This window comes from Ornithinibacillus contaminans (genome assembly GCF_001038425.2).
Taxonomy (GTDB): domain Bacteria; phylum Bacillota; class Bacilli; order Bacillales; family Amphibacillaceae; genus Ornithinibacillus; species Ornithinibacillus contaminans.
Genome location: NZ_LDPV02000050.1, coordinates 278905 through 303685, shown reverse-complemented (window position 1 = coordinate 303685; position 24781 = coordinate 278905). Strand labels below are relative to the sequence as shown.

Genomic DNA, 24781 nt, shown 5'->3' with positions numbered 1-24781 from the left:
GCTAATGAATACGCGGTTAAAATGTCAAATAGCAATTTGTTAAAAGTTACTAAGCAGTCTTAAATTAAGAGGATTGTCCAATAGAAATCGTCTAAATGACAAAAGCCAACCTAGAATCAAAGCAACTGTCTAATCGTAAAAATTTAAAACTCAGTTAATTATTGAAATAAACATAGTACGTGTGAGATTAACGATTAGAGCGCAGTAATTGCGAGAAGTACTATTACGATATTAGTATTCTCGTTTATTCGAAATAGGTCCAACGTTTACTGCTAACTTTAGTAAAATTTTTTTCAAGAGTTCTTGATATCCTCCTTTTAGAATCTATGATGCTACACCAGTTGTATATATTTTTTGTAGTGATTTTACTAGTAGGAAATAGCAACTTAAATTCATCAACACCACGCAAAATGGAATCTGAGACCAACTCCCGCTCCCCGCAATTCCTACAAACACAATTTTTCCCCACAATAGTAACCTGGAACGAACCACACTCCCGGCAAACAATCCCTTTACGCAGCTGCTCGTACTCATAACTAGGTAATTGCTGGAATGGAAAGTCATCCATATGTAGCGATGCCAACTTTTCAGCAAGTTGCTTGTGTTTCGTTGTTAAAGCTCCCGCACTAATAGTCAATTGCTTTAAGAATCGGTTAAGCTGGGTTGGGAAAATAAAGCTTGTATTGCGCGGGGCTTGGTATAGCGTGAATTCGGGATTAATGAAAACCACATAGGAGTTGATGGGGAGTGAGAGCTTAAGGTGTTGCAGTAGTTGGCGCAGTAGGGATTCGGTGCGGGTTAATTGGATGAGGGGGTTCATGATTTCTGTATTCGATTTTGTATACAGCTTGTCGGAATCGTAGTAGAAATCACCTTCATAATTTTTCACTTCAAAGAGATGAATGGCATCGGAGCAAATTAATAACGAATCGATTTGAAACGTGGTGTTGTTGAATTTCAATAACAGATCATTCAGCAGCAGATAGTCGCATTCGAGTGATTGAATCAGCGAATCGAATCTTTCCTCCCCTTCATGGCCTTTCTGCAGATTGGCGTAGTACTGATTGTCGGCATCGGTTAATGGCATTCTAGCAGCTAATAGTTTAAAAATTTTCAACGCTCGCGATTTACGTCGTGTTTTATATTCCATATTCCACTTCCTTTCTACTGAAAACTCTAGTACAAACCCATATAAATTGCAAAACATTTTAAAAATTATATCAAAATCACGATTAAATTGGTTTAATCCAACGCAAAAAGCCTATAATAGAAATAGCAAAGATAGCTTAAACTAGGCTTAAGCTAGTAAAAAGGAGTATGTGCATGGGCTATTATAATGATCATTATCCACCAAACCCGCACCGCAATCGTAAAAATCGCTGGGTGCTGCCCTTATTCCTAGGGGTCATCATTGGGATTTTATTGGTGGCAGTAGCGGTTCCGAGAGTTTTGGAAATGGGGTCAACCACAAATCAGGGAACGAGTAACTATAATCAGGGTGCAAACGGTAATCAGCAAATTATTTCCCTCGATGTGTCCACCAGAATTACGGAGGTCGTAAATGTTGTTTCACCAACGGTTGTCGGGATTACAAACATCCAGCACCAAGCCGATTTTTGGGAACAGCAAGAGGCTAGTGAAGCCGGCACAGGATCTGGTGTAATTTATAAGAAGGAAGATGGTTACGCCTATGTGGTGACCAATTATCACGTCATTCAAGGGGCCGATGAGATAGAGGTGCTACTGAGTGACGACACCGTATTAAAAGCGGAACTGCTTGGAGAGGATTTATTCTCAGACCTCGCCGTATTACGTGTTGACGGCGACTCGATTGAACAGCCGATTGAGCTTGGAAGCTCAGAGAATTTGAAGGTTGGTGAGCCAGTTATTGCGATCGGGAACCCTCTAGGGCATATGTTTTCCGGCTCTGTTACCCAAGGAATCGTAAGTGGGACACAGCGGACGATTCCACAGGATTTTAATATGGACGGAAGAGCCGACTGGCAAGCGGAGGTTATTCAAACCGATGCTGCAATCAATCCCGGTAATAGCGGGGGCGCCTTGATTAATATGGATGCTCAGCTAATTGGGATTAACTCGATGAAAATTAATCAAGAGGCGGTAGAAGGAATTGGCTTCTCCATCCCAATTGATGCAGCACGCCCGATCATCGATGAATTAGAAAAAACAGGGCAGGTGCGCCGGCCATATATGGGAGTAGAAATTTATTCGTTAGAGGAAATCCCGCGGATGGAATGGTCAGAAACCTTGCAATTACCGGCGGATGTCGAGGGCGGTGTCTATGTGTGGACGATTGAACCATTATCCCCAGCCGCACAAGCCGGACTAGAGCGACTAGATGTCATAACCCACTTAGATGGCAAGCCCATTATGAACATGATTGACCTACGAAAGATTTTGTATCAGGAAAAAGAAATCGGGGACACGCTCGAGATTACCTATTACCGAAATGGAGAAAAACATACTACGTCAATGGAGCTAGGCGTACAGCAGTAAAGGAAAGTGGAGCTATCTCGTATAAAAAGATACGAGATAGCTTCTTTTAATTACCGATAAAGCCATCTCATACAAGAGAAACGAAACAATTATACACAAAAAATCCCCATAAGCAAAAAGATTTAGCGAACAAATCCCCACTACTTATCCACATTTTTCAGAAGTTATGCACATTATGTGTATAAAGGGAAGCGAATATCTATATTTTGTAGTGAATATTTGTTCGGATACTAAATAGCTACGAACATTTGTGCATATGTGGATAACTTTGTGCATAACTTCATGAAAAATCGTGTATAAGCTGTTAATACTTAAATTTTCAATTAAAATTTCTTACCGCGCACATGTTGGTTGAGTAACAGTAAGAGAATGAGGATGACAAAATCGAGCCGAGACTGAAATGCAAATGCCAATAGCCCTTCATCAAAAAGGACGGGAAGCTTGGTAAGATAGATGGCAACGACCATGATGACAAGCAGTGGAATCGTTGCTTTTTTTACATACATCCCACCTACAATCAAGACGCCACAAATGAATTCGGTTATTGCCACGAGAAAAACGGTCGTCGCAGGAAATGGAACCCCAAGATTATAAAACGTTGCTACAAAATTGGATGATACGAGTAGTTTCATAATTGCTGACGTAATAAACACATACCCAACCACATAACATAGCCAATTGCCTAAATTCATACTTAGCTTCATCGAAATCTCCCCCAATTTAAAAATCATGCCCAGTACAAACAATCCGCAAAACCAATGATCGTTCTAGTAATGCATATGCAAAAAATCGGACAAACTTGACAAGCAATCACGGAATAGCCAAGCCCTCCTTAAATTCAAAAAAAACCAAACATATAATTTTCTTTCTACGATGCAAAAATGTATAGTATAAAGAGATGTGTTTGTTTACTAGATGAAATCATGAATGAAATGATAAATACCAACTAGATAAAGGAAGTGCAACCAATGCTACGACGATTTTTCTCGTATTATAAGCCGCATAAACGGCTATTTATTATTGATTTTACCTGTGCGGTATTTGTCGCTATCCTGGAGTTAGCGTTCCCGGTCGCCGTACAAGAATTTATTGACCAATTGCTGCCAACCGAAAATTGGGATTTAATCGTTATTGTCAGTATCTCGCTGTTGGCTGTGTATTTGCTAAGTACTTTTATGCAATACATTGTGACATATTGGGGACATAAATTAGGTGTGAACATGGAAACGGATATGCGTCAGGACTTGTTCCGCCATGTTCAAAAACAATCGTTTCGCTTTTTTGATAACACGAAGACAGGTCATATTATGAGTAGAATTACCAATGATTTATTCGATATTGGTGAGTTTGCCCACCATGGTCCTGAGGATTTGTTTATTGCCTTTATGACGTTTGTTGGGGCATTTGCCCTGATGTTCAATATTAATTTCCAGTTATCGGTTATCATTTTAATCATCGTGCCAGTCTTGATTTGGCTGATTACCTACAGCAATATTAAAATGAACCAAGCGTGGAAATCGATGTATGAGGAAATCGCTGAGGTGAATGGTCGCGTCGAGGATGCCGTATCAGGAGTGCGTGTTGTCCAATCCTTTACCAATGAAGATCATGAGATGTCACGCTTCACAAAGGACAATTATAATTTTCGCAAAGCAAAAGTTAGAGCGTATAAGGTCATGGCCTTTGTTCATTCGAATATTTATATGATGATGCGCTTAATCGTTCTTATCGTTCTCGTCTATGGTGCTTGGCTGACCTTTAATAATGCGATGACATACGGGGAACTAGTGAGCTTTATCTTATTTACCAATGTATTATTTAATCCAATTAATAAAATCAGTGCTTTACTTGAGTTATATCCAAAAGGAATGGCTGGCTTTAGACGATTCATCGATATTTTAGACACGGATCCAGATGTAGAAGATCGCAAAGATGCCGTAGCAGTGAAGGACTTGAAAGGCTATATTTCCTTCCACAAAGTAACTTTTGGCTATGAAAAAACGCAAGGCCCTGTCATCAAGGCGATGAGCTTCAACATTAATGCTGGCGAGACCGTTGCATTTGTTGGCCCATCTGGAGCTGGAAAAACAACTATCTCTGCGTTAATCCCGCGATTCTACGATGTGGATAGTGGACAAATCACAATTGATGGCATGGATATCCGTGATATGACGAAGCGTTCCTTACGGGAAAATATCGGGATTGTGCAACAGGATGTGTTCCTATTTACTGGGACATTACGAGAAAATATTGCCTATGGAAAGCTTGATGCAACTGAAGAAGAGATTCGGGAAGCAGCACGAAAAGCACATATGGAAGAATTTATTAATGAATTACCAGATGGGTATGACACCCAGGTTGGTGAGCGTGGCTTGAAGCTATCTGGTGGTCAAAAGCAGCGGATTGCTATTGCCCGGATGTTCCTAAAAAATCCACCAATTTTAATTTTGGATGAAGCAACATCGGCACTAGATACAGAAACGGAAATGATCATTCAAGAAGCATTAAATGATTTAGCGAAAGACCGGACAACCCTAATCATTGCCCATCGATTAGCAACGATTCGCAATGCAGACCGCATTATGGTTGTGACGAAAAAAGGAATCGAAGAAGAAGGAAGTCACCAAGAATTATTAAAACGTGATGGTGTATTTGCGAATTTGCATAAGGTGCAGATGCAGTAGAGAGGGAGATTTGCCACTTGTAATAGAGGTGGCAAATCTTTTTTATTGCTTGCATTAGGCTGTTTGCGGAGAGCGGAGGCGAAGCCCAACACCCGCACTCCTGAAAATTAGAATGCTGGCCAACCATCTGCTCCCATCACAAGTGTCGATATTTCCCGGGAAATGTAAAAATAACGCGAATGCCAACCCAATCAAGAATAGCTAATTCCTATTGCCTACAGCAACAGCAATCCATTTCGCGCTCAAATAATCCCTCCCCCATTAACCCCTCATCTAATTGCCATCCACCAATTCTTCCAATTCCATTAAATGCTCTGACAACCAAAGCATCTCCTGCACAAATCGCTTTGGCGGCCCTTTTCGTTCGTCCATAGCTAAATCCAGCCACCATACACTTTCCATATACCATAATAGTTTCAATGCCTTCGTTAGAAATCCTTTGCCAAATACCTGATAATCAGCATAGCCCTCCAGAAAGGCTTTAGCCTTTTCCATATCCAATTCAGCGTCTGCTAATGCGCTCGAAATAATTGCTCGTCCAACATCTAATTGGGGAAAATCATAATTCATCCGGTCAAAATCAAGCACGGCCGATAGCTGATTATCCGTAAACAACAGATTATCCACCCATAAATCGCGATGTGACCAGCCGGTGGCAGCTACATCCAAGTCAGTAAGCGATAACCCCTTCGTTAACTGCACTTGCTTTTCTATCATCGGGACAAGATGTGCTTTCGATTCACGACGCATTTCCTCTCTGACCGACTCCCAGTATCGTACACGATCCGAAGTAGCAGGTGGTGTAAACACGGGTCGCTTTTTCGGTGGTAGCTCGCGAAGCTGATAATGGAGCTTCCCAGCTTCGTGCCCAAGTGCATAGCATTGCTCACGAGATAATTTTCCGGGTGGTAGGTTATTTCCCGTACAATAGTCCATCACGATAAACAGTTCACCACCCTGTGACTGAATAAAATGCTGGTTGGCACCAACGGACAGGATACCAGGACACGGGAATTCGAGTGTATGTAAGTGATTTTGCTTGGTGAACACCTGCTCCAAATCGGGAATGGAATATTTTTTTAAACGCTCCCGATTATATTGCTTAAGGAGAAAGGTTCCGGCATCTGTCTCTAGCCTCCATTTCAAATTTAACCAGCCACGTTGAATCGGCTCGGCGTGGATTGCTGTAAACCCAAATACGTTTTCGGCAGTTGTTAAAAGATCTGCTACTAATGCCTTTTCGGCTACTGTGTGCTCCATTCGTCACCTCCACCTATCATTTTCAGAATTTTATTATACAACCACTATACCTGATATATGACGCAAAAACAAGAATATATGTTCTGTTTTTTGAATAAAAAAAGAGCCACTAGAATAGTAGCTCCACCACTTAAACAGGTGGCTGTGTTTCCAAGCGTTGCAAATGGTCAATTTGATTATAATTCTGAATGATCCATTGGCCATCTGCTAGCGATATTGTCGTAATACTCGTGTTCTCAATCATCGTTTTGCCAGAGCCGAGCTCACCATTCGATACAATCGATAAAATACGATTGATGACCGCACCATGGGCAACAAGGAGGACCTGTTTACCAGGATAAGTGGCCGCGACCTTTTCCATCCCGCCCATAATTCGATTGGAGAAATCCTCTAATTCCTCTTGGTTCGGAAATTGATGATCGGGATAAAGTGCTAGCCTTTCATCCATTGTTAGCCCTTCGCCATCACCGAAACTCCGCTCGGCGAACTCTTCCATTTGCTCGAAGGGAAGCTGTAAATACGTATTAATGATTTCAGCTGTTTGCTTTGCCCGTTTTAGATGGCTAGAAATGATGATGTTGTAATCCGCGGGGTTCAATGCAGCGCCACAGGCATCTGCTTGCTGCATACCCTTTTCATTTAATGGAATATCCGTCTGTCCTTGCATTCTTCTTTCTGCATTCCACGCGGTCTCCCCGTGTCTTACTAAATAAATCGTCGTCACGTATTTCCGTCTCCCTTCCATTATTACTGATATACGTCTAGAAGTTGATCGATGAAACTATCGATTTCCCCGTCAACATGTGCTACTCCATCCACAAAGTAAAAGGTGGCGGCATTTGCTAGGCTAATAGGTTGTTCCGAATACAGATAGATTGGTTTTTCCAGGGCCAATGCCATGCCAAATTCGGTATAGGTGCCCTTGCCGCCAGGGAGGAGGACGATCACGACATCACTCGCTGCGACTGCTTCTTTTTCCGCAATACCAATCTGTCGTAAAGCTTCTTTCGTTGTAGCCCGACTATTCAACGTCCAATCATACGTATGGATATGCCCCGCTGCAACAAGACGGTCACGAACATATTGGACGATTGCTTTATTTTCCAATCCAGATGCTAGGTAAAATTTCACGGCTATATCCTCCTGGTTTCCCATTCCCCCGCCAGCATGCCATAGACAACCAGATCAACAAAATGATTATACAACCATTCTCCCTGCCTGATTTGCCCTTCCTGTTGGAAGCCGAGTCGTTCTGGGATGGCACGACTTTTCGTATTTTCATAGGCAGCACGAATCTCGATTCGATTTAACCCTAATTGGTAAAACCCATAATCGATTAACGTTTCCACTGCTTGTGTCATAATCCCATGGCCTTGGAAATCCTGACCAAGCCAGTAACCAATCGCCCCAATCCGGTTCGCCCAATCAACATAATTAAACGCAACCACGCCGGCGAGCCGTCCCTGATAAAAGATTCCTAGTGTTAATCCGATTTGACGGGTAAACATATCCTCGGCTCGCTGAATAAATTCCTCAGAGTCACGGATCGTTCTCGTCTGGTCAACCCATGGCAACCATTCTCGTAAATACACACGGGAACGATCGGTAAGCTCAAAAACCTCCCGAGCATCAAAGAGATGAAGCGGTCTTAACCTGATGTTCTCGTTTATATCAAAAGTAAACAACCCATCCCCTCCAAACTGTGCTTTAGTTCATCATATCATAGGGGTAATGGCGGCGTTAGTGGGGAAAGTTTTGTTATAATGAAAACAATTAAACTACCAATTAAGCACATGTACTATCGTGACTAGAATAAGAAAACTACCAGTAACGAGATAATGCTGCCACTGATTTTTTCCAAAAACAATTCTCCCGTTGATGAGTCGAGAACTAATTACCAACAGGATAGTAAGAAAGCAAATCGCCGGATGTATCAACAAAAGGACGTGGATGATTTTTTGGCAATTAAAGAAATGCAGTCCATGGGGTTGTCATTAAACGAGATTCAACTGCTATTTGATGTGAAGCGGAATAATGGCTGTGGAACAAAAGAGCTAATTCATCACACCATCAAGAAATTGGAGGAGAAGCGGAGGGAGTTTGAAAAGCAAGAAGCAATAATCCAGCAACAAAAGAACAAATTGACGAGCTTGTCAGTGCGTTAGCATCCGTTAAGTAAGCGCGTAACCAAATATTGCCATCGATATATTTACCTTTCTCAGCAATTTCGGTAAAATAAATTAAGCAATATTAAAAATAGAGAGAAATCTACGAAGTGTAGACATAAAGGGAGAGTCATGCAGTTGTTAAAATTTCATACAGTAATTATTGCTTTTATCGTACTAATACTTTTCGGCTGTGAATCCGAGACTGCAAGTAAAGAGGAAAAAGAAAATGGGGATGGTCGCTCCTTTTTCAAGGAAGCGGAAGAAGCAGATTTACTAGAAGACGAGCTTATCGAACATGGATTTGCACTCTATGATCCAGTTGATAAAATAGAAGAATTATTTGGAGAACCAAGTGACGTTACAGAGGAATCAACTGGGGGTTACACCTATGAATATGAGGACCGTGGGCTTGGGTTTTCGTTTGATGCTAGTTCCGATGAATTGAAGGCAGTCGTGGTTAATGCAAATTCGTCATTAAAGACAGCAAAAGGAGTTGGAAACGAAGACGATTTTGATACCATTCGCCATGAATACATGACATACGATCCGTATCTATTTGAACAGATGGGAATCATTATTCTAGGTGAAAATACGGTTCTGAGTTTTACGTTTAATGAGGAAAATCGGGCAATCGCTTATATTCTAGCGGACAAGGCATATTTTGAGTTAATCGCAGAAATGTCAATTGAAGACTTTATTGAGGAAGTTAGAATGATGGCTGAATCACAACAACTGCCACCATCACTTCCGGAAACCAGTGACACCGAAGTAGCTGGAGACGTGGTAACGAACAGCGAAACAGATACATCCGTTCCAGTTGAAAATGCTGAATCAGAGGCGGCATTAGATATGAGCCCTGCTGATGACCAGCTCTTATACGCTATTTGGAATGGTGATACAGGAGCAGTAAAAAGAACGCTCGATGAACATGATTATGATTTAAATCGCTTATTTAGTACCAACTTAAATCAATCACCCTATTTCAAAACGACCTTCATCCATGAAGCAGCACAATATGGGAATGTTGAAATGGTAAAAGCGATGATTGCGCACGGGGCAGATCCAGCGACAGTAAACCCGGACGGTGAACCAGTATTACACGTTGCCATCCAGCAAAATAAAACCGATACCGCCTTGTATCTATTAGAAATCGGGGCAGATCCTGGCTATTTAGTTTGGGATCAATCGGAACGGGCGATGTCCTATAGTTACACCCCGTTAATGCTTGCAGCGCAAAATGGAAATTTAAAATTGATGGAAGAATTAGTAGCACTAGGCGTAGACGTCAACCAGCAAAGTATTATTGGTGAGACAGCACTATGGTCTGCGGTCTATTATAATCAATTAGAAGCGGCAAAATTCCTACTCTATCATGGTGCTGACCCATTAATCGAGGATAATACCTACCACTACAAAGTTTGGGACATGCCTTTCGCCGAATGGGGCATCAACGATGAAATGGTCAGCTGGCTGGAACAGATAAAATCCACGTATTAATGAAAAATATAGGAAGAAATGCTTCCAACGGAAAAAAAGGTCCTCTCATACAGCACTGAGAGGACCTTTGCAATACCATTCCGTTAATTCGAAACGGCTTCTTTATCTTTATTCGCTTGTTTATTTTTTTTCTTATTCCCAGTCTCTTCTGGCTCGATAATATTACTATTACCATTAAACACGCCACCGTCATCAATAACAATCCCGCGGGATGTTGCGTTACCAGATAGCTTCCCTTTGGCTTCGATTTGAACCTTTTCTGTCGTTTCAATATCGCCCTTAACCTCACCGGCAATCACAATATTCTTCGCTTTAATACTAGGCTCTACATAGGCATCTTTTCCGATGTAGACATCGCCACTACTAATGATTTCACCGATTACTTTTCCATCAACGCGTAAGCTCGTTGGTAGCGTGATTTTTCCTTCGATGACGGTGTCAGAACCGATAATGGTTTCAATCACATTTTCATCCTTTTTCTTACTGATCATAAGTCGCTTCCTTTCTTCGCTGTTCCTCGTCATATTCTGTTCTGCTTAGTAATTAAAATAAGGCTTCGGATCAACCGGTTCGCCGTTTTTCACAACTTCATAATGTAAATGTGGTCCTGTACTTCTGCCGGTACTACCGACTGTTCCAATAATGTCACCCTTTTGGACAACGTCGCCTACTTCAACATCAATACTGTTGAGGTGACCATAGACAGTTGTATAGGTTCCAGAGTGCTTGATTCGGATACAATTTCCAAGTTCCCCATTATACCGAGCAAGTGTCACCGTACCATCGGCAGTTGCATAAACCGGTGTGCCGACGCTACCACGAATATCTACCCCACTATGGAAGGCAGAGGACTGGTAAAATGGATCATCCCGTACACCGAAGTCCGATGTAAAGGTATTGGGAACCGTTGGCCAGGCTGTTGGGGTATAGCGAACTTCTTCACTAACCTTATCCACCGCAGCAAGTGTCTCTTTATACCGATCTACTAACTCCTCAGACGATAATAATGATAATCCGTCCGCTGTTTCGGTATCTTCAATGGCAATATGTAAGCCACCACTTGGCTCAATCATTGTTGGTAATTCATCTATGTATGTACGCATTTGTTGTTCTAATTCAGTAAGTTCAGCCAAGCGTTCTGTTGTCTCGCCAGTCTTATTTTCCAATATCGCTACGGTCTCTTGGAGCTGTTCACTTTTTGCTACCTCGAGTGTTAAATCCCCTGAAAGCTCATCAATCTCAGCCTGTTGGTTGAGATTGACGTTGACATAATAGATAAGTGCTAAGACGGGAATAATCGGTAGGGCAAAAAGAACATACAGCAGAAACCGTGGAATACGGAACCTGGTAGCATTCCGATTCGCATCATTTGAAAGAATCGTAAAGGTTAACAGGCTATTCTTGTTTCGCTTTTTCTTTCGCTTCAACCATCCGATCTCCTTTCTAGTAAACTAGTAAACCACCATTCTTATCGCAGCATAACAAGCTCAAGACCCTTGCCTTGTAAATAATCGATAATTTCTGGTAGTGCATCGATCGTTGCTTGGGTTTCGTGCAGGATAATAATGCAGCCAGATACATCGGTTGTCTTGATGTGACGTACGATACTATCACGGTCACGAGTCTCCCAATCCTTCGGGTCATTATTCCAAAGCACGACCTTTTGGTTCAATTCTTCAGCGATATCCTTCGTCGCATCTGTCCAGCTGCCAAATGGCGGGCGGAACAAGGTCACATCTACCCCGGTGATAGCCTCCACTAGTTCACTAGATTCCACTAGCTCCTGTTCTAGGGTGGTATGAGACAAGGTCGATAGATTGGAATGGGTCATCGAATGTGTTCCAACGGAATATCCATTCTCAAAAATATAATCCACATACTCTGGATACTTCTTCACATTCGTTCCCACGAAGAAAAAGGTACCCCCAGCCTCGTGTTCTTTTAACGTATCCATAATTTCCACGGAAAACTCCGATGGTCCATCATCAAAGGTTAAGGCAACCATCCCATCCGGAATACCGTAAGCAACCGTGTCTTCTAGTGTGTACGACGGAATCACAGGCTGATCTTCTTCAATCGTAATATTTTCCTCGGAAATCGCCGTCTCTGGACTAGCTTCCACTTTTTCTTCTGGAAGTGCCTCTGCATCCTTCTCCGATTCCTTCTCTTCCAGTGCATCTTTCCCTGGTGTTGCAACAGCAGTCGTTAATAAGGAATGACCAGTATACGTAAAGATAATAGCTGCAATCGTGATGATCGCTGTTACAAGCATACGAGAGAATTTCGGTTTGGCTTTCTTGCTCTTGCGCTTAGCAGGCTTTTCACTCGGCTTCTCATATTCAATCTCTGGAAGCTCTTCTGGCACTTCCGGTACTAATTGTTCAAATAAGAACGGAAGCTTGTCCAAGCCTTCAATATAAGCAACCTGCTTAATTTGTTCGAGCTCCTGTAAATACGCTTGTGAACAAATAAACTCGAGCGCCTTACTTTGGTCCCGGTATGTCTGGGTAATCGAGCTCTTATAGACATTCTGAAGGGAATCCCGATGCGATTTAAACGACATCCGGTAAAAATAACCACTATCAAAATCCGTGACCGAAGCTAGATGATGCGCCGTCTCATGATCTACCTGCCAGTAATAATCCGCCTCGCGGTCTAGCTGTATGGAGATTTTCAAAAAGGACTTATTCTCAAACTCTTCTATTCCTGTTAGCTTAACAAGTTTAATCGGATACATCTGTTTACGCCTCCTTTCTCTATGAAGTCTATGATTCTAGTAGGATAGCTATTCTTGCTCAGAAGAACTAGCTGTGTTCGATTTCGGTGCGAAGGAGAACGACATACGCTCGGTAAAGTCATTGATCGTCTGCATTAACTCACGCTTCTCATCGAGAATCTGGTTGTATTGCGCCACATATTTCTTATTGGCAATTTCCATACTGCGAATCTTCTCTTCAAGTTCCGTAATCTTCAGCATGTTTTCATACTTGTAATTCGTGAACTCTTCATTTAACTTCGCGTATTTATCCTGTGATGTCTCTAGCTGATTCGATAGATTCTCATATTCGGTATTGGATTTCTGTTGGTAATCCTTATAATCCTCAAGCAATTGATCATAGTTCATTTGCTTATTGGTTAAGCTACCTTCCAGGTTATTAATTTCTTTATTCTTCTCCTGGATGAGGTGATCACGTTGTTCTAAATCATGCTTATAGCGATTGATCGTCTCGTGTGCTTCTTGTAGACGCTTATCCAGATCACTATTTTTATAGCGAACTAATTGGCGATCTTTTAACATGTTTTCCACAGCAACGACCAAATCAAGGGAGATCTTATCTTGGTTCTCTTTGGAGAAAACGTTACTTGCTGCAGCTTCTTCCTTCTCGGTTGCTTGCACCGGTACAGGAATTTCTGCTTCTTCTGCCGCCGTTTCCTTCTCCATGATTAAATTTTCCCAGCCCTCTGTCTCATCAGCAGCTCGGTTTCCCTTAAACCAACCTAGTCCTTTTTTCTCTGCTTCCTTCGTCATCCAATCGCCCTCTCTTAATCTATAGTTCGACTATCTATATCTGTTATCGTTATTTTCATTGTAAAATTAAATCGATTCATTAGACTTCCCTACTATTTATTGTAAATCTATGTCGAGGAATGTCAATAAAGAATAATAGTTTTATAGGAAATAAGTAGGTAATTTTCGAAAAAAATCTGACAGAAACCTTAAAATGTGGCGATTTCTCCTGTAATTACCAAAATAAAGAGCAAAAAAGTGAAAAAATCAAGTGCTGTTAAAATTTCTGTGGTTTGATACACTAATACTAGATAACAGCAAAGAGGACGGTAAAATCATGAGAATATCCATCGTATCGGTAGGTAAATTGAAGGAAAAATACCTCAAGCAAGGAATAGATGAATACTTAAAGCGACTAACGGCCTATGCCAAAGTAGACATCATCGAAGTGCCTGATGAAAAAGCCCCAGAAAACATGAGCGAAGCAGAAATGACCGAGGTGAAGCGGAAGGAAGGCGAACGAATCCTCTCCCATATTAGTCCCGATACATATGTGATTACGTTAGAGATCAATGGGAAAATGCTGACGTCTGAGCAGCTATCAGCGAAAATGGACGAGCTTGCCACGTATGGGAAGAGTAAGGTTGCGTTTGTGATTGGTGGATCGCTTGGGATTAGTAGGGCGGTGCAGAAGCGGAGTGACTTTGCGCTGTCCTTTTCGAAGATGACGTTTCCACATCAGGTGATGCGGTTGATACTGCTTGAGCAGGTTTATCGGGGGTTTCGGATTTTAAGGGGAGAACCGTACCATAAATAAGGGTAAACTATTAAGGGACTCAAGCATGTCCCTTTTATATTTACCGTATGAAATTGCGCTCGTTGACCAGGTATCTAACTGCTGTTCAAGGTCTGGATAAATCTTTTCAAGAAGCTCGTAGCTATCATGCATTGCATCAATTGTAAAATCAAAGAATAGGTTAATTTTCGTAATATGACGTCCTAATCCACGAGGTGCATCTAATGAAACTTGTATATCCTTAATGATGGAGCGGAGTAGTAATTTTTGTTCCTCTGGTGCAACCTGAGTAAGTAGTTGTTTAAAGTCCCCTAATAGTTGTTTCACTGAATCATAATCAATAGGTGTTATATTGGATTCTGCAAGCTCAGTGCCTAATGCTTCCAGCCGTTTTTCTAGTTGATGCTTTTGTTCCTGAGTAGACACTAACTTTGGTTTAACAATTTCCTGTGGAATGTCCCCATCTAATAAAGCGTTCATGAGCTTGTCTATATGATTGGTTAATTTGTTTATCTTATTTTGTACCAACTTTATTTCCTCTTGAATTGGCTCGGTTGAATGAACTCTTTGTTTGTTCGTTTCTTCTATGATTTCTCTTAAAACAGTTGGTTGAGAGACAATTCTAGTAAGTTCCTCAAATATTTGTTGCTCAGCTTTATCTGCTCGAATGGAATTTGGACGACATGCTTGCTTACCTTTATTATGATATTCCCCACAAGTATAGTAGCGGTATGTTTGTCCTGAGCTTCCTTTGGAACGGCTAGGAACCATTCCATGACCACAAGCAGGGCATTTTAAAAGTCCACTAAGGATATAAGGCTCTGATGAACGAGAGGGTTTTACAGACCGTTTTTGACGTATATGTTGTACTTTACTCCATTGTTCTTGAGTAATGATTGGCTCATGTTCACCATCTGCAAGAATATAATTGGCGTTTTTCCCACTGCGACGTTTCTCATTCCAGTCTACTACCTGGTTAAAGCGTATTTTTCCAATATACATAGGATTGTCCAAAATCTGTTTAATACCATTTGTGGAGAATAGCCTTCCACGCTTTGTCTTATAACCCATGTCATTAATTCGTCTTGCAATGGCTTTTAATCCATACCCTTGCTCAGCTAAATTAAATATTTCCTTCACTATAAGTGCTTCATCTTCATTTATCACAAGATGCTTATTAACGCTATCGTATCCTAGACAAAGACCCCCGTTGAATTTTCCCTGCTTTGCTCTTTCGGTCATACCCATCTTTACACGTCCAACAATGGTATTTCGTTCTAATTCTGCAAATGAGCTTATCATTTGAAACACCATTTTACCCATAGGGGTTGTTGTATCAAAGTTTTCTTGTATGCTCATTAATTGGACATTGTTGCGTTCAAGTTCATCACTAATTTCCAATGCATCTTTTAGCTTTCTAGAAACACGGTCTAGTTTATAGACAAGGACGATATCAAATTTCTTCTGTCGGGCATCAGTAAGTAGTCGCTTCATTTCAGGGCGACCTGAGATGCTTTTGCCACTTACCCCCTCATCTATGTATTCATGAACTACTTCCATCTTTAATAACTCAGCTTGTCGGTAAAGTTCTGATACCTGGGCTTTAATACTAAAGCCTTCAGTTGCTTGTTCTTCTGTGCTGACTCGTGCGTAAATGACAGCTTTTTTAATGTACTCCATTTATTCTTTCACCTTCCTTTTTGTGTGATATTTTGCATGCTCATTGTAATTTGCTAATAGTTCTTGCCAAGTAGAATATGAACCGATTGGGTGCTTTTCTTTTTGGTATAAATCATGATACACCTCTAAGGCCCTGCTATAAGGGCTCTTAGTATTGGTTGAGTACGTAAGACCATCCTCTTTGTTTAATAAGATGTTATTTAACTCAATAGTAGATAATTGCTGAGCTAACACATTAATCAATTGTGAATTTTCGAAAGTCCCGTTAGGCTTTTCATGTAGTATAATTCTTACCTCATCACCTTCAAGATGCTGATACAAAAGGTAACCAATCTGGAAGTTATCTGAATCATTAGTTGATGGGAACTTAACCTGAACTGAATATGTGCTGTTATTCTGATGTAGAGTGATATCTGATCTATCACGTTCTAAATAAAAATCATCAGTGAAAACATCAATTGGTACATTAAGCTCTTTACTTAATTTTTGGATTACATCGAAAGAAGGGCGTTTAGTTTCCTCTCTTTCGATAGAAGTTAGGGATTGGGGTGTTACCCCTATTCTCTTTGCAAGCTCTGCTGTTGAATATCTAGATTTTGGGTGTAGATTTGACATTAGATTTCGAAAGTATCTAACCTTTTTCCCGAGGGTCATTGATTTAAGTAATTCATAATCTTTTTCATTTAAATGGTAACTATTCATAGTACAGTTCCTCCAAAAAATAAAATTTAATTCTTTACATAGATTATAGCATGATGTTATCATTTTAACAAATATATTTGTTTTATGAAAATATAATTGTTGAAGAGGTGGGTTAATATGTATTATTCAAAAGTAAATTGGAAGGAAATAAAAAATGAGTTTCTAAGAGGAGATAATAAAAAAGAACAAGAACAATTTATGAAACAGATTGCAATGATTGTGAATAAATCAGTTTCAAGTCAGCAAAAAGAAGAAAACTAGTAATTGTCAGAGTCTCTATCTCACTGTTAAAAGATTGCTTTGGAATACTTACTTATTTATCCTGCCTATAACTATAAGAGTTAAAATGCAGTTTTAGTAGGACTGGTGAAAGAAAGTATAAGTCACTCCCCTTTACAAGTCGTGTCTCCTGGGGAGCATAGTCTCAAAATAAATCTATGTGCTCCTAGGGTATATACCTTGGAAGGAGTAATCATGTTTTATGAGGATTTCGCCACATTGGTCAAAAGAGATACGACAACATCCTAATCTACTAAAACAGCATCAGTCGTTATTTGAGCAAAAGACAATACTAATGGAAAGTGTACTTGATAAGGTAACAATCCTTTCAGATGTGTCTTTAAGCGGTAAGTTTTTCTTGATGTTAAATAAGCTAGGTATACGTCACAGGTATTGCGGAAAAGGTTCTTACTATCAAAAATGCTATAAACTAGGTTGTGTAACTATTCTAGTTGAGCCGATATTCAGTAGAATTCCAAAGATAAAGGTAATATTAAATCCCTCCAACGCTGGGTTAACATTTGACCAAGTAAAGTCGTGGGTCCTATTTTTATTTGATTCGTATCAAAATGTCTATGTCTCAAGAGTAGAGTATAAAATTGATTTATACGGATATCCTCCATTAGAAGTAATGAAGCGCATTTGGGGCAGTGGGATAAGAAAGTATAACGATGAAAGATATGAAGGTCAGACTCTTTATATAGGTTCTAGATTCAGCAATACTCAACGAGTTATTTATGATAAGGGGAGAGAACGGGGACAAACCAGTAATGATTGGACAAGAATAGAGGTTCGCGAAAGATATAAGGGTCATGGAAAAATTCCATTCGTTCAGTTCATAAGTCATTTACGGTTGTATAACCCATTTGAGAGTTTATTGATAGTAGATTTAAGTAGTTCTGTATTATCGAAAAAGCTGCATAAGTTTAATTGTGAGCTATCTAAGGAAGGAGTAGCTACAGTAATTCGTACTTTAAAACAGCTAACTAGTAATCAAAAGAAAAGTATTATTAACGCTCTACAGAAGGAAGGCTCCTTACTTTATCTAGATTGGATATATAGAAATAAATTAAATAAATGGTTAAAAAATTAGGGGACCTGTTACAAATCTAAATAATAGTAGGTTTATATATAGTCATTTATAAGTAAAACATTACTTATAAGTTGATTTTTGAACAAAATCGGCATTTGTCCGGGATATCACAGCCAGAGAGATAAAGTAATTCTATTTTCTACCAATTCAATATTATAGATGGGAGGGGTATGGAAATGTATGCATTTTATATTGACATACTAAATGAATATAAAGGAATATACCTAATGAAGTTAGTTAAATTAGCTAATGATAAAACTAAAGAAGAAAGTAATTTAATCTATTTAGCTAAGATGAAAGTTACTGGTGAAGAAATAGAGGATGTAGAAATGCTACAGGGGTATTTACCAGAGGATGTTAAGCATGATGCTATCTGTATCTTACTTGATTCAATTCATGTAGCTGCAAATGGTGGGTATGATCCCATTGAAATTATTGTTAAAGAACCAAAGCCACATTTAACCTTAGTGGATATTGAATAGGAATATAATGAATATGAAACAAGAAGAGACTGTATAGCACACTGTCTCTTCTTGTATTATTTTAGAGGTAGCCCTTTTCTTTTAAACTTATATATCTTTCGTGACCAACAATGATATGATCCAATATCTCAATTCCCATCATCTTCCCAGCCTCACCTAAGCGTTTTGTTACATTAATATCTTCCATACTTGGTGATACGTCTCCACTGGGGTGGTTATGCCCCACAATTGCACTCGCACAGCTGCGGCGGACTAAATGATTAAACACCTCACGTGGATGTACTATACTAGCATTTAGTGAACCGACAAATACTGTTTCACGGAAAACTATCTGGTTCTTTGTGTTTAAGCCCAGAACCACAAAATGCTCTTGCTGCAAATATTGCATATCCTTAAGGTAATCATAAGCATCTTGTGGCGAACGGATAGTAAATCGTTGTTCAATTGGGCATGGGTTCATGCGAGCAAGTTGTAAAGCAGCAATAATTTGCTTAGCCTTTACATTTCCGATACCCCTGATTTGCAGTAACTCTTCCTCTGTTACAGCTAATAATTCCTGAATAGATGGGTAGCGGGTGAATAGTTCACTCACTACATAACTATCTTCCTTTTCACGTGTTGTTGTTGCTAATAGATTTCTAAAAGTGATTTTATCGATTGAATTGTTCATTATAAATTCCTCCGTTATTAGTTTGATTGAATTAAAAAAGGAGAGACGATATGCGTCCCTCCTGATTGAGTGAAAACTTCTGTTACGATATACTGTTGTTGATTAATATTTAGTGTAGATGAGTTCATTTGCAGGATGAGCTCATCTATTTTTGTGCGTTAAAAAAGCACATCGACCGCAATAGCAATCCATGTGCTTTCACTCAATATAGTTTTGTTCATCCATAGTTCTCACCTCCTTAAGCACCAGTAATTCTTGAATAAAGTCTGATGCCTGTTTCTTGGTTAACTGTGTACTATGCTCAACTCCAAAAGTCATCTTCATCAATTCCTTTGCAACATCTGTCGGCATGTCCATTTCATTGACGATACGGAAAATCTTCTGCAATTGAGCCTTTGTTGCTTGTTCACCACCTCCTTTACTAGCTTTTGTTTTTTCTTCTGGAAAATCTTCAATGTCCTGAGTGAAGATACCACTCGAACGTGTTGCAGATAGAACTGCATCAATCAACGCTCTCTTTTTTGCCATCTTCAATACGGTGTTGACTATTGTGTAAGGATCTTGATGCTGAAAAGAAGATTCCTTGCTATTGCATGAACCTAGGCCTTCAGCTTCAACGAGTCCATTGTCTTTGCGTATAAGTGTCATCTTCACTTCATAAGCAAATATACCTGATTCCCATTGCTCAATGCGATTTACGACATCTGCTGTTTTCGAGAACCCAAATACATCGCATAGCTTCTCGGCACCTGGTTTAAGTAATGTAGGTTTTGAAAATCCATCCACTAAACCATAATCAACACCTTTCACCATTACCTCTTCAACAAACGTTTTTAGTTCCTCTACACGTCGTTTTGATTCGATAGTCGATATGACAATATTAGGTAGTGAAACTATTTTAGATTCATTAATAGAGAATGGTACAATATTGCCTTTTTGGGATTGCATGCCTAATTTCATATGGTTCTCACCCCCTTTCAATAGATTAAGATTTTTTATTAATTGCATCTGAAAGTTTGGATAATCCTTTTGCTGTGTTCTTCACAAGAAACTTTCCTGCTTTATGATTTAATTGATTACCTTTACTGAATGCTTTAGATGAGAAATCTAATGACTTAGTTACCAAGCTATGTGTAGATTGATTCATTTTTTCTAAGCTCTTAATAACGTTTAACAGTACATCCTCTCCTTTTGATTCAAGTGATTCAGCAGCATTGGTTAGTACATAAGAAACTCGCTCTTTGGTAGAAACATAGTTTTTTAACTCATCTTCATGTAAAGCCTCTACTTCTAATAGAGCCGTTTGGATTTTACTTCTATTAGCTAGTAGTTGGGATAGCCTTACGTAGTCATTGCATTCAATGGAATCAACTATCTCATCATTAATTCTTTCTTTTTCATTTAATAACGATTGATAGATTGTTTTAATCTCTGGGATAGAAACTCCTTTCCCACTAATCAATTCATAATTCAGCCATAAGTTCTTCCGCATAATAAAATTCCTCCTAAATGTTATTGGATAATCCTAATTAATTGTTGAAATGGTGATAACCCTTGAGTGTTAACTTCAATACCAATCCATCTGACTTACTTTTCATAGTCAGAATGAGTCCACCATCTTCAAGTTCTGATAGATTAACCTTCTGAATGTCATACTTCACTAGGAACTTTGCAGGGATCCATTTGTTTAGCTTCTTAGCTTCAATTAGGATCTTGACCAATGAGTTATTCATCTTCATTCCTCCTTTCATAGTGCGCTCCTCTCATCACGCATGTCGTCTCTGTAACGCAAAAAAACCGTTATCTATCCAAATGGATAAACAACGGTTTATATAAAGGGGTGGGGCATGAAACGGATGGGTCCCCCCTTTCGTATATAAATGCAGGTGCCTCGGGAAAATATATACAATTTTCCCCTCCACTGTTGTATTACTAAAGAACTACATATAGAATAAAGATAAAGTATAAAAAAAGTAAGAACACCGAGGTGATTCTATGGAAATAAAGGTATTTCAGAAGACACAAAGGGATTTAGCAGCAACTATAAACCTTGTAATAGATAACTATTGGAAGGATCAAATAGATGAAATAAAAATGATTGAACTTATACAGAAGCTCTATGTAACTAATACAAACAAGATAATAAAAGAAGGAAAATATACAACAATACTTCGTCAGCAATGTGGTAAGCGTCGACTAGATGTTGTAAGTCAGGTGTTAAAAGATACGGAACATATTACTATCGTATAAGGGGGAAGTGATTTGATGCATAATGATTTAACTTTTTTTACCAACGAACCGGAAAGAAATTTATATGATCGCTTTCAAAAGATTTTATCTAGTAATACACAATTTTTTGATGCTTTAGTTGGTTACTTTCGAACTAGTGGTTTCTTTTTGTTATATCCTGCTTTACAAGATGTAGAAAAGATACGTATTCTAGTAGGATTAAATGTTGATAAAAAAACTGTACAGATAATAGAAAAGGCAGGAGAAGAACAGCTGTCTTTCGATATGTCTAGTAAGAACGTAAAAGAGAATTTCAATACCGAAGTTATAGATGATCTTGAGAACTCTGAAGATAGCTATAGAGTGGAAAAAGGAGTACGGACATTTATAGAGTGGTTAGTAAGCGGGAAAATTGAAATGAGGATTTATCCACATGCTCCTATCCATGCAAAAGTTTATATAATGCGAAAAGATATGGAAAAAGTGCCCGATCAATTTGGTAGTGTAATCACAGGTTCAAGTAATTTTAGTCAAGCTGGGTTAGTAAATAATTTGGAATTTAACGTTGAGTTAAAAGACAGTAGAGATGTGATTTTTGCTTTAGATAGATTCGAAGGACTATGGAATGAAAGTATAGATATAACTAGTGAATATATTGAGACCATTAAAGAGAAAACATGGATTCGAGATGATATTACACCTTACGAACTCTATTTAAAAACACTATATGAGTATTTTAAAGAAGAGATAAATGAAGATAAAAATGATCAGTGGAACGAGATGTTACCAGATGGTTTTATAAAACTACAATATCAAACCGATGCGGTTGTTCAAGCTAAGAAGACCTTAGATGCTTACGGGGGAGTATTTATTTCAGATGTAGTTGGTCTTGGGAAAACGTATATATGTGCTATGTTAGCTCAGCAGCTTAAGGGGAAAAAATTAATAATTTGCCCTCCTGTATTAAAGGAGTATTGGGAAAGAGTGTTATTTGAATTTGAGGTTACAGGATTTAAAGTAGAATCCTTAGGGAAATTGGATCAGCTATTGGAAAATGGGACGGATCAATTTGGGTATGTATTTATTGATGAGGCTCATAGATTTAGAAATCAGAGCACAGCTAATTTCCAAAAGTTACATGAGATTTGTTATGGGAAAAAGGTTGTTCTAATAACAGCAACCCCTCAGAATAACTACTCAACGGATATAGCTAATCAAATATACTTGTTTCAACCGAAAAATAACAGCAGTATTATTCCTAACAATAAAAATTTGGAGAGATTTTTTAATAAATTAGAAGCAGATCTTAGGAAAAGTGAAAAGGGTTCATATGAATATATTGAAAAATTAAGAAGGAATTCAGAAATAATCAGGGATAGGGTATTAAGAAACGTAATGATAAGGCGAACTAGGAATGAAATCAAAGAGTTTTATGGAGAAGATATGAAACAACAAGGCCTAGAATTTCCAAAACTAGATTCCCCAGATAAAATCGTATATTTATATGAAGAAGATGTAGAGAATGTCTTTAATGAAACCATTAAAGTTATCCAAAGATTAGAATATGCTCGATATAAACCTTTAACATACCTAAAAGAAATGGATAGCAATATTAAAAGTATGTTAAGTTCCCAAAGAAATATGAGTGGATTCATGAAGTCCATTCTGATTAAACGACTTGAGAGCAGTTTTGAAGCTTTTAAGAAAACGCTAAATAGATTCATTATCTCACATAAAAAGTTTATAGAAATGTGCTCAGACGGTAAAGTATACATTAGTAAAAAGGTAGATGTATATGATTTGCTCGATAATGGTGACGATGATCAACTGATGGATCTAGTAGAAGAAGAGAAAGTTCAATTTTATAATTTAGAAGACTTTCATGATAACTTTTTACCTGCTTTAAAGAATGACCTACTATTGTTAGAAACCTTAAGTGAACATTGGGAGGAAATTATCGAGGATCCTAAAAAGAATCAGTTTTTATATGAATTAGAACATAATAAAAAATTAAAGGATAGTAAAGTGATAATTTTTACTGAATCAAAAGAGACAGCACAATATGTAGGTTCTTATTTAGAAGAAAGATACCCTAATGAAGTAATTGTGTTTAGTGGGCAAAGTTCTCGATCTCTAAGAATGGAAATTGAAGCGAACTATAATCCTAACTATCAAGGTACTAAGAAGAATGATATTCGATTTCTAGTAACCACAGATGTTCTAGCTGAAGGTATAAACCTTCATCGGTCAAATGTAATTATTAATTATGACTTACCATGGAATCCGACAAAGGTTATGCAAAGGGTAGGACGTATAAATCGTGTTGGAACAGAGCATGATCACATTTATGTTTTTAACTTTTTCCCTGCAGCTCAGACTAATGCTCATCTACCTTTAGAACAGAACATTATTTCAAAAATACAAGCTTTCCACGATACGCTTGGTGAGGACTTCAAGTATTTATCTGAAAACGAAGAGGTAACCTCTCATAATCTATATCACCAGTTAGTAAGTAAGGAGAGCTTAGAAGCAGAAGATAATCAAGCAGATTCAGAGTTGTATTATTTAGGGATTATCAGGGGTGTGAGAGATGATAACCCTGATTTATTCGTCAAAGTGAAGAAATTGCCTAAGAAATCTAAAAGTGCAAGAGTGAGTTCCTTAGTTGAGAATAACACAACCATTTCCTTTTTAAGAAAAGGAGCATTGAAAAAGTTTTTTATTACGGATGGTACTAACTCAGAGGAAAAAACATTTATTGAAGCAATGCAATATATAAAAACTCATGAGAATGTAAAGAGATATAAGGTTAAAAAGGAATACTTTGATCATTTAGAACATAATAAAGAAGCTTTTTACAATAGTTTTGAGGAAGATGAGCAAATAGAAGTTGAGGCTATATCTAAATCAGGGAATGATTCAAAAGTATTAAAACTAGTTAAGGCACTGTCAAAGGTTAAAACTTTAACTGATGATCAAGAATTAAAATTAAAACAAATAAGACAATTAGTTGAAGAGGGGAATTTACCAGCGAGTGTAACAAAGGATATTGTTAAGAACACAAAAAACCTGAAGGATCCTTTAAAATTGTATTATGGAGTTGTTCATGAAATCCCCGAGCAATATTTAATAACAAAAAGAAAAGTTAAAAAAGTAGCTAGTACTTCAGGAAACATGGAAGTTATATTATCTGCCTATCTAAGAAAGGAAGAATAG

26 protein-coding genes are annotated in these 24781 nt (G+C 38.6%); 10 read left to right on the top strand and 16 right to left on the bottom strand.

The window, feature by feature from the left end; genetic code table 11:
• Positions 1 to 244: 244 nt before the first annotated feature.
• Positions 245 to 1150, bottom strand: a complete 906-nt coding sequence (locus JF53_RS14740; RefSeq protein WP_047980155.1) for a nuclease-related domain-containing protein — start codon at positions 1148 to 1150, stop codon at positions 245 to 247.
• A 173-nt stretch (positions 1151 to 1323) separates the two neighbouring features.
• On the opposite strand from JF53_RS14740, the gene JF53_RS14735 reads away from it, so the two are divergent.
• Positions 1324 to 2517, top strand: coding sequence for a S1C family serine protease (locus JF53_RS14735; protein WP_047980156.1), 1194 nt, complete (start codon positions 1324 to 1326; stop codon positions 2515 to 2517).
• 323 nt (positions 2518 to 2840) lie between these two features.
• On the opposite strand, the gene JF53_RS14730 is transcribed toward JF53_RS14735, so the two are convergent.
• Positions 2841 to 3221 carry a DoxX family protein gene (locus JF53_RS14730; protein ID WP_236686960.1) on the bottom strand — a complete coding sequence of 127 codons (381 nt, stop codon included), beginning with the start codon at positions 3219 to 3221 and terminating at the stop codon, positions 2841 to 2843.
• A 264-nt stretch (positions 3222 to 3485) separates the two neighbouring features.
• Here JF53_RS14730 and JF53_RS14725 point away from each other — a divergent pair, with 264 nt between their 5' ends.
• The gene (locus JF53_RS14725; protein WP_047980157.1) at positions 3486 to 5201 is read left to right on the top strand and encodes an ABC transporter ATP-binding protein; all 1716 of its coding nucleotides are present in this window, start codon (positions 3486 to 3488) and stop codon (positions 5199 to 5201) included.
• A gap of 273 nt (positions 5202 to 5474) precedes the next feature.
• On the opposite strand, the gene JF53_RS14720 is transcribed toward JF53_RS14725, so the two are convergent.
• From JF53_RS14720 to JF53_RS14705, 4 genes are all read right to left on the bottom strand, one after another.
• Positions 5475 to 6461, bottom strand: coding sequence for a phosphotransferase (locus JF53_RS14720; RefSeq protein ID WP_047980158.1), 987 nt, complete (start codon positions 6459 to 6461; stop codon positions 5475 to 5477).
• Positions 6462 to 6591: 130 nt separating this feature from the next.
• Positions 6592 to 7185: a histidine phosphatase family protein gene (locus JF53_RS14715; RefSeq protein ID WP_047980159.1), complete on the bottom strand. Its 594-nt coding sequence runs from the start codon at positions 7183 to 7185 to the stop codon at positions 6592 to 6594.
• Positions 7186 to 7208: 23 nt separating this feature from the next.
• Positions 7209 to 7592 carry a nucleoside 2-deoxyribosyltransferase gene (locus JF53_RS14710; RefSeq protein ID WP_047980160.1) on the bottom strand — a complete coding sequence of 128 codons (384 nt, stop codon included), beginning with the start codon at positions 7590 to 7592 and terminating at the stop codon, positions 7209 to 7211.
• A 2-nt stretch (positions 7593 to 7594) separates the two neighbouring features.
• On the bottom strand, positions 7595 to 8146 hold the full coding sequence (locus tag JF53_RS14705) for a GNAT family N-acetyltransferase (RefSeq protein ID WP_047980161.1): 552 nt from the start codon (positions 8144 to 8146) through the stop codon (positions 7595 to 7597).
• Between the two features lie 153 nt (positions 8147 to 8299).
• Here JF53_RS14705 and JF53_RS14700 point away from each other — a divergent pair, with 153 nt between their 5' ends.
• Together JF53_RS14700 and JF53_RS14695 are read left to right on the top strand one after the other, a co-directional pair.
• Positions 8300 to 8626: a helix-turn-helix domain-containing protein gene (locus JF53_RS14700; protein WP_083443650.1), complete on the top strand. Its 327-nt coding sequence runs from the start codon at positions 8300 to 8302 to the stop codon at positions 8624 to 8626.
• A 138-nt stretch (positions 8627 to 8764) separates the two neighbouring features.
• Positions 8765 to 10126: an ankyrin repeat domain-containing protein gene (locus tag JF53_RS14695; RefSeq protein ID WP_047980162.1), complete on the top strand. Its 1362-nt coding sequence runs from the start codon at positions 8765 to 8767 to the stop codon at positions 10124 to 10126.
• An 83-nt stretch (positions 10127 to 10209) separates the two neighbouring features.
• On the opposite strand, the gene JF53_RS14690 is transcribed toward JF53_RS14695, so the two are convergent.
• From JF53_RS14690 to JF53_RS14675, 4 genes are read right to left on the bottom strand one after another with little or no spacing between them, the layout of a single operon-like run.
• Positions 10210 to 10617, bottom strand: coding sequence for a bactofilin family protein (locus tag JF53_RS14690; RefSeq protein WP_053071846.1), 408 nt, complete (start codon positions 10615 to 10617; stop codon positions 10210 to 10212).
• 45 nt (positions 10618 to 10662) lie between these two features.
• Entirely contained in the window at positions 10663 to 11553 is an 891-nt protein-coding gene (locus tag JF53_RS14685; protein WP_083443648.1) for a M23 family metallopeptidase, read from the bottom strand.
• Positions 11554 to 11594: 41 nt separating this feature from the next.
• Complete coding sequence (locus JF53_RS14680) at positions 11595 to 12863, bottom strand: polysaccharide deacetylase family protein (RefSeq protein WP_053071847.1); 1269 nt, start codon at positions 12861 to 12863, stop codon at positions 11595 to 11597.
• Positions 12864 to 12911: 48 nt separating this feature from the next.
• Positions 12912 to 13655, bottom strand: a complete 744-nt coding sequence (locus JF53_RS14675; RefSeq protein ID WP_047980164.1) for a hypothetical protein — start codon at positions 13653 to 13655, stop codon at positions 12912 to 12914.
• Between the two features lie 316 nt (positions 13656 to 13971).
• Between JF53_RS14675 and rlmH the strand changes: the two genes are divergently transcribed.
• On the top strand, positions 13972 to 14451 hold the full coding sequence (rlmH, locus tag JF53_RS14670) for a 23S rRNA (pseudouridine(1915)-N(3))-methyltransferase RlmH (RefSeq protein ID WP_047980165.1): 480 nt from the start codon (positions 13972 to 13974) through the stop codon (positions 14449 to 14451).
• Here the strand turns inward: rlmH and JF53_RS14665 are convergent.
• Positions 14425 to 16110 (bottom strand): recombinase family protein, encoded by a 1686-nt coding sequence (locus JF53_RS14665; protein ID WP_047980166.1) that lies wholly within the window; start codon positions 16108 to 16110, stop codon positions 14425 to 14427. The two genes, rlmH and JF53_RS14665, sit on opposite strands and share 27 nt — an antisense overlap.
• Positions 16111 to 16812, bottom strand: coding sequence for a helix-turn-helix transcriptional regulator (locus tag JF53_RS14660; RefSeq protein ID WP_047980167.1), 702 nt, complete (start codon positions 16810 to 16812; stop codon positions 16111 to 16113).
• 117 nt (positions 16813 to 16929) lie between these two features.
• On the opposite strand from JF53_RS14660, the gene JF53_RS17570 reads away from it, so the two are divergent.
• The 3 genes from JF53_RS17570 to JF53_RS14650 all read left to right on the top strand — a co-directional run bounded on the left by JF53_RS17570 (position 16930) and on the right by JF53_RS14650 (position 18666).
• Positions 16930 to 17073 (top strand): hypothetical protein, encoded by a 144-nt coding sequence (locus JF53_RS17570; RefSeq protein ID WP_157052538.1) that lies wholly within the window; start codon positions 16930 to 16932, stop codon positions 17071 to 17073.
• Positions 17074 to 17293: 220 nt separating this feature from the next.
• On the top strand, positions 17294 to 18184 hold the full coding sequence (locus JF53_RS14655) for a replication initiation factor domain-containing protein (protein WP_047980168.1): 891 nt from the start codon (positions 17294 to 17296) through the stop codon (positions 18182 to 18184).
• 227 nt (positions 18185 to 18411) lie between these two features.
• On the top strand, positions 18412 to 18666 hold the full coding sequence (locus JF53_RS14650; protein ID WP_157052537.1) for a hypothetical protein: 255 nt from the start codon (positions 18412 to 18414) through the stop codon (positions 18664 to 18666).
• Between the two features lie 61 nt (positions 18667 to 18727).
• Here JF53_RS14650 and radC read toward each other — a convergent pair whose 3' ends face one another.
• From radC to JF53_RS14630, 4 genes are all read right to left on the bottom strand, one after another.
• Positions 18728 to 19336: a RadC family protein gene (gene radC / locus JF53_RS14645; RefSeq protein ID WP_047980170.1), complete on the bottom strand. Its 609-nt coding sequence runs from the start codon at positions 19334 to 19336 to the stop codon at positions 18728 to 18730.
• Positions 19337 to 19534: 198 nt separating this feature from the next.
• Complete coding sequence (locus tag JF53_RS14640; RefSeq protein ID WP_053071848.1) at positions 19535 to 20296, bottom strand: hypothetical protein; 762 nt, start codon at positions 20294 to 20296, stop codon at positions 19535 to 19537.
• 25 nt (positions 20297 to 20321) lie between these two features.
• Complete coding sequence (locus JF53_RS14635; RefSeq protein ID WP_047980172.1) at positions 20322 to 20828, bottom strand: hypothetical protein; 507 nt, start codon at positions 20826 to 20828, stop codon at positions 20322 to 20324.
• A 37-nt stretch (positions 20829 to 20865) separates the two neighbouring features.
• A complete protein-coding gene (locus tag JF53_RS14630) occupies positions 20866 to 21069 on the bottom strand; it encodes a hypothetical protein (RefSeq protein ID WP_047980173.1) in 204 nt (67 codons plus the stop codon).
• A 262-nt stretch (positions 21070 to 21331) separates the two neighbouring features.
• Here JF53_RS14630 and JF53_RS14625 point away from each other — a divergent pair, with 262 nt between their 5' ends.
• The gene (locus JF53_RS14625) at positions 21332 to 21586 is read left to right on the top strand and encodes a TIGR04540 family protein (RefSeq protein ID WP_047980174.1); all 255 of its coding nucleotides are present in this window, start codon (positions 21332 to 21334) and stop codon (positions 21584 to 21586) included.
• A gap of 15 nt (positions 21587 to 21601) precedes the next feature.
• Complete coding sequence (locus JF53_RS14620) at positions 21602 to 24781, top strand: helicase-related protein (protein ID WP_047980175.1); 3180 nt, start codon at positions 21602 to 21604, stop codon at positions 24779 to 24781.

Coding starts and splice junctions, on each gene's coding strand:
- JF53_RS14650 (WP_157052537.1), top strand. CDS start 18,412: ATGAAGTTAGTTAAATTAGCTAATGATAAAACTAAAGAAGAAAGTAAT.
- JF53_RS14620 (WP_047980175.1), top strand. CDS start 21,602: ATGCATAATGATTTAACTTTTTTTACCAACGAACCGGAAAGAAATTTA.
- JF53_RS17570 (WP_157052538.1), top strand. CDS start 16,930: ATGTATTATTCAAAAGTAAATTGGAAGGAAATAAAAAATGAGTTTCTA.
- JF53_RS14665 (WP_047980166.1), bottom strand. CDS start 16,110: ATGGAGTACATTAAAAAAGCTGTCATTTACGCACGAGTCAGCACAGAA.
- JF53_RS14675 (WP_047980164.1), bottom strand. CDS start 13,655: ATGACGAAGGAAGCAGAGAAAAAAGGACTAGGTTGGTTTAAGGGAAAC.
- JF53_RS14655 (WP_047980168.1), top strand. CDS start 17,294: ATGAGGATTTCGCCACATTGGTCAAAAGAGATACGACAACATCCTAAT.
- JF53_RS14640 (WP_053071848.1), bottom strand. CDS start 20,296: ATGAAATTAGGCATGCAATCCCAAAAAGGCAATATTGTACCATTCTCT.
- radC (WP_047980170.1), bottom strand. CDS start 19,336: ATGAACAATTCAATCGATAAAATCACTTTTAGAAATCTATTAGCAACA.
- JF53_RS14635 (WP_047980172.1), bottom strand. CDS start 20,828: ATGCGGAAGAACTTATGGCTGAATTATGAATTGATTAGTGGGAAAGGA.
- JF53_RS14625 (WP_047980174.1), top strand. CDS start 21,332: ATGGAAATAAAGGTATTTCAGAAGACACAAAGGGATTTAGCAGCAACT.
- JF53_RS14730 (WP_236686960.1), bottom strand. CDS start 3,221: ATGAAGCTAAGTATGAATTTAGGCAATTGGCTATGTTATGTGGTTGGG.
- JF53_RS14660 (WP_047980167.1), bottom strand. CDS start 16,812: ATGAATAGTTACCATTTAAATGAAAAAGATTATGAATTACTTAAATCA.
- JF53_RS14740 (WP_047980155.1), bottom strand. CDS start 1,150: ATGGAATATAAAACACGACGTAAATCGCGAGCGTTGAAAATTTTTAAA.
- JF53_RS14690 (WP_053071846.1), bottom strand. CDS start 10,617: ATGATCAGTAAGAAAAAGGATGAAAATGTGATTGAAACCATTATCGGT.
- JF53_RS14725 (WP_047980157.1), top strand. CDS start 3,486: ATGCTACGACGATTTTTCTCGTATTATAAGCCGCATAAACGGCTATTT.
- JF53_RS14630 (WP_047980173.1), bottom strand. CDS start 21,069: ATGAATAACTCATTGGTCAAGATCCTAATTGAAGCTAAGAAGCTAAAC.
- rlmH (WP_047980165.1), top strand. CDS start 13,972: ATGAGAATATCCATCGTATCGGTAGGTAAATTGAAGGAAAAATACCTC.
- JF53_RS14720 (WP_047980158.1), bottom strand. CDS start 6,461: ATGGAGCACACAGTAGCCGAAAAGGCATTAGTAGCAGATCTTTTAACA.
- JF53_RS14700 (WP_083443650.1), top strand. CDS start 8,300: ATGCTGCCACTGATTTTTTCCAAAAACAATTCTCCCGTTGATGAGTCG.
- JF53_RS14680 (WP_053071847.1), bottom strand. CDS start 12,863: ATGTATCCGATTAAACTTGTTAAGCTAACAGGAATAGAAGAGTTTGAG.
- JF53_RS14735 (WP_047980156.1), top strand. CDS start 1,324: ATGGGCTATTATAATGATCATTATCCACCAAACCCGCACCGCAATCGT.